This window comes from Hypericibacter sp. (assembly GCF_050729195.1).
Taxonomy (GTDB): Bacteria; Pseudomonadota; Alphaproteobacteria; order Dongiales; family Dongiaceae; genus Hypericibacter.
Window position 1 is genome coordinate 1 of the sequence record NZ_JBOHKS010000289.1, and the last position, 3,124, is coordinate 3,124.

The window sequence follows — 3,124 nt, forward strand, 5'->3', positions numbered from 1 at the left end:
TCGCCGCCAGGCTCGAGGGATATGCCCTCGCTACCGAGATGCAAAATGTGTGAATCCCGTAGCCCTTGCGGGAGGGGGTAGGGGGAGGGGTTGCTTCAGAATGGAGTGGCGATATTGATCATGGGTCGCGATCGAAGCTCTGAAGTAGAGCGAAGCGATCACATCGACTTAGGGGTGCAGCCGCTCGGTGCTGGCTACCCCCGCCAGTAGGTCCGGCTCAGCAGCACAAGGACGGTGAGGAGCTCGAGGCGGCCCAGCATCATGGCAAGCGATAGCAGCCACTTGGCGCCGTCCTGAAGGTTTGCGTAGTTGCCGATGGGGCCGATTTCGGCGGTGAGCCCCGGACCGACATTGCCGAGGGCCTGGGCGACGGCGCTCATAGCGCCTACAAGATCCATTCCGAAGGCGCTCACCGTCATGGAAATCGCGGCAAAGGCCGCGATGTAGAACACGATAAAGCTCAGAACCGAGCGCACCACTTCGTCGCTGACCGGGACGCCGTTATAGAAGGGCAGCGTCACCCGGTGCGGATGGATCATATGGGCGATCTGCGAACGTGCGACGGCGCCCACCACGCAGATACGGAAGAACTTGATGCCACCTGCGGTCGATCCGGTGCAGGCGCCCAGGAACAGCAACACCATGAACATAAGAAGGGGAAGCGGTCCCCAGACAAGATAATCCTCCGAGGCGAAGCCCGTGGTCGTGATGATCGAGACCACGTTGAAACTGGAACTGCGCAAGGCCTCGCCAAACGGGCGGCCGTTGGCCTCCCACTGCCACAGCGTCATGCCGGCGACGAAGACGAGAATACACAGCAGATACCAGCGGGTCTGGTCGTCTTCCCAGAGCCAGGTGAGGTCGCCGCGCGCCGCGTGGGCCAGCAGCACGAACGTCATGCCGGCGATCAGCATGAATAGGGTCAGTATCCATTCGATCGCGGGGCTGTGGAAATAGCCGACCGACGTGTCGTGGGTCGAGAAGCCACCGGTCGCCAGAGTGGCCATCGCGTGACAGACGGCGTCGAAGGCCGGCATACCGGCGATGACAAGTGACACGGCACAGATGGTCGTCAGCGTCACATAGACGGAAATCAGAACTCCCGAGACTTGGCTGACGCGGGGTCGGATCTTTTGGGACTTGTCCGACGATTCCATTCGGAAGAGCTGCATCCCGCCGACGCGAAGGACGGGGAACACCGCCACTGCGATCACGATGATGCCGATGCCGCCAATCCAATGGAGCAGGGCGCGCCAGAGGAGAATGCCCATGGGCCGGCCGTCGAGATTGGGCATGACCGAGGCGCCGGTGGTGGTCAGCCCCGACATACTCTCGAAATAGGCATCGGTGAAGTCGAGGCCTGCGCGTGTGAGCATGAGCGGCAACGTGGCGAAGCCCGCCAGCACGATCCAACTGGTGGTGACCAGCAGAAAACCCTCGTGAGCCCGGAGCTGCGGCGGCTCGGCCTGGCGGAAACCCAGCACCATTGCCGCACCGGCGATGCCCGTGGCGAGCGCGGAGATGACGAAGGCGCGCCAGTCGGGGTCGCCCGCCAGCGCGTCGATCGCAGCCGGCAGCAGCATGGCGGCGGCGAGCGCCAGCAGCAGGAAGCCGATGATGAAGAAGACCGCGCGGAAATCAGGCATGGCGCCCGATTCGTCCGGTCACTGTCCTGGGCCTAAGTCCCGTCCTGGGGTCACACATTGACCATGGTCGAGGCGGCCGGATGGCCGATGATGGCGAGGAACTCGCGCCTTGTGCGGGCGTCGGTGCGGAACAGCCCCAGCATGCGACTCGTCACCATGCTCATGCCGGGCTTATGCACGCCGCGCGTCGTCATGCATTGATGGGCCGCGTCGATCACCACCGCCACGCCCTTGGGCTGCAGCACCTCGTCGATGGTGTTGGCGATCTGGGCCGTCATCTTTTCCTGGATCTGCAGGCGCTTGCTGTAGATGTCGAGCACCCGGGCCAGCTTGCTGATGCCGATGACGCGCTTGTTGGGCAGATAGGCGATATGGGCACGCCCGATGATCGGGGCCAGGTGATGCTCGCAATGCGACTCGAAGCGCATGTCGCGCAGGATCACCATCTCGTCATAGCCGCCGGTCTCCTCGAAGGTGCGTTGCAGCACCTCGACCGGATCCTCGCCATAACCGCCGAAGAACTCCTCATAGGCGCGCGTGACGCGATCGGGCGTGCCGAGCAGGCCTTCGCGCGACGGATCGTCGCCGGCCCAGCGGATCAGCGTGCGGACCGCGTCCTCGGCCTCTTCGCGCGACGGCTTTTCCGGCAAGCCATTGCCGTTCTTCTTGACCAGACGCGGACGCGGGCCGCTGGCGCGCTCGGGCTTTGCAGGTCGCTTCGTCATCGCTTTCAAATCCTTGTTCGGGTTCATCAGCGGCCCGTCGGCGCCTTGGGGCGCAAGGATGGCGGATCTCGCCTGGATGGAAGGCAATTGGGGACGAAGGCCCCGCGGATCAATTCACCCGCTTGGGCTGATGCGGACTGTCGAGCGAGAAGGCGGGAACCGCCACATCGAAGCGTTCGCCGGTTTGGTTTTCCATCTGGTAGGTCCCGACCATGAAGCCCGAAGAGGTCGGCAGCGGCGTGCCGCTGGTATATTCGAAGGATTCGCCAGGCTTCAGCACCGGTTGCTCGCCCACGACGCCCGCGCCGCGAACCTCCTGGACCTTGCCGCGCGCATCGGTGATGCGCCAATAGCGCGAGCGCAGCTGCACCGTCTCGGGCCCCTGATTCTCGATGCGGACATGATAGGCCCAGACGAAGCGCTGCTCGTCGGGGGCGGACTGGTCGTCGAGATAGGTCGGTTCGACCGTGATGCGGATCGATCGCGTGCTCTGGCTATACATGGGGACCCTCTGATTCGGACTGCCGTCGGCGACCGGGAACGGCAGCGTCTATGGGCCGTCACTCTGCAGCGCATTCTAGGCGGCAAGCGGGCGATGTCCAGCCAAGCGACCCCTCGCCGCGGTGCTTATCCCCAATGATAGCGGGGCGATCGGCCGGCCCTGACGCAGCCCCAAAAGAAGGCGGCGCCGAAGTTTCTTCCGGCCCCCGGCGATGGCCCCGGAGGGCCATCGCGAATCCGCAAAAGAAGGCG

General features: G+C 64.2%; 3 protein-coding genes. All 3 read right to left on the bottom strand.

What is annotated here, in order from left to right:
• Positions 1–194: 194 nt before the first annotated feature.
• Entirely contained in the window at positions 195–1,646 is a 1,452-nt protein-coding gene (locus ACREE8_RS23770; protein WP_431575503.1) for a TrkH family potassium uptake protein, read from the bottom strand.
• 50 nt (positions 1,647–1,696) lie between these two features.
• Positions 1,697–2,371: a GTP cyclohydrolase I FolE gene (gene folE, locus ACREE8_RS23775; protein ID WP_431575504.1), complete on the bottom strand. Its 675-nt coding sequence runs from the start codon at positions 2,369–2,371 to the stop codon at positions 1,697–1,699.
• 109 nt (positions 2,372–2,480) lie between these two features.
• Positions 2,481–2,873: a Co2+/Mg2+ efflux protein ApaG gene (gene apaG / locus ACREE8_RS23780; protein ID WP_431575505.1), complete on the bottom strand. Its 393-nt coding sequence runs from the start codon at positions 2,871–2,873 to the stop codon at positions 2,481–2,483.
• Positions 2,874–3,124 lie beyond the last annotated feature (251 nt).

Bases quoted from the DNA above. Each gene is read 5' to 3' on its own strand.
- ACREE8_RS23770 (WP_431575503.1), bottom strand. From the start codon at position 1,646: ATGCCTGATTTCCGCGCGGTCTTCTTCATCATCGGCTTCCTGCTGCTG.
- folE (WP_431575504.1), bottom strand. From the start codon at position 2,371: ATGACGAAGCGACCTGCAAAGCCCGAGCGCGCCAGCGGCCCGCGTCCG.
- apaG (WP_431575505.1), bottom strand. From the start codon at position 2,873: ATGTATAGCCAGAGCACGCGATCGATCCGCATCACGGTCGAACCGACC.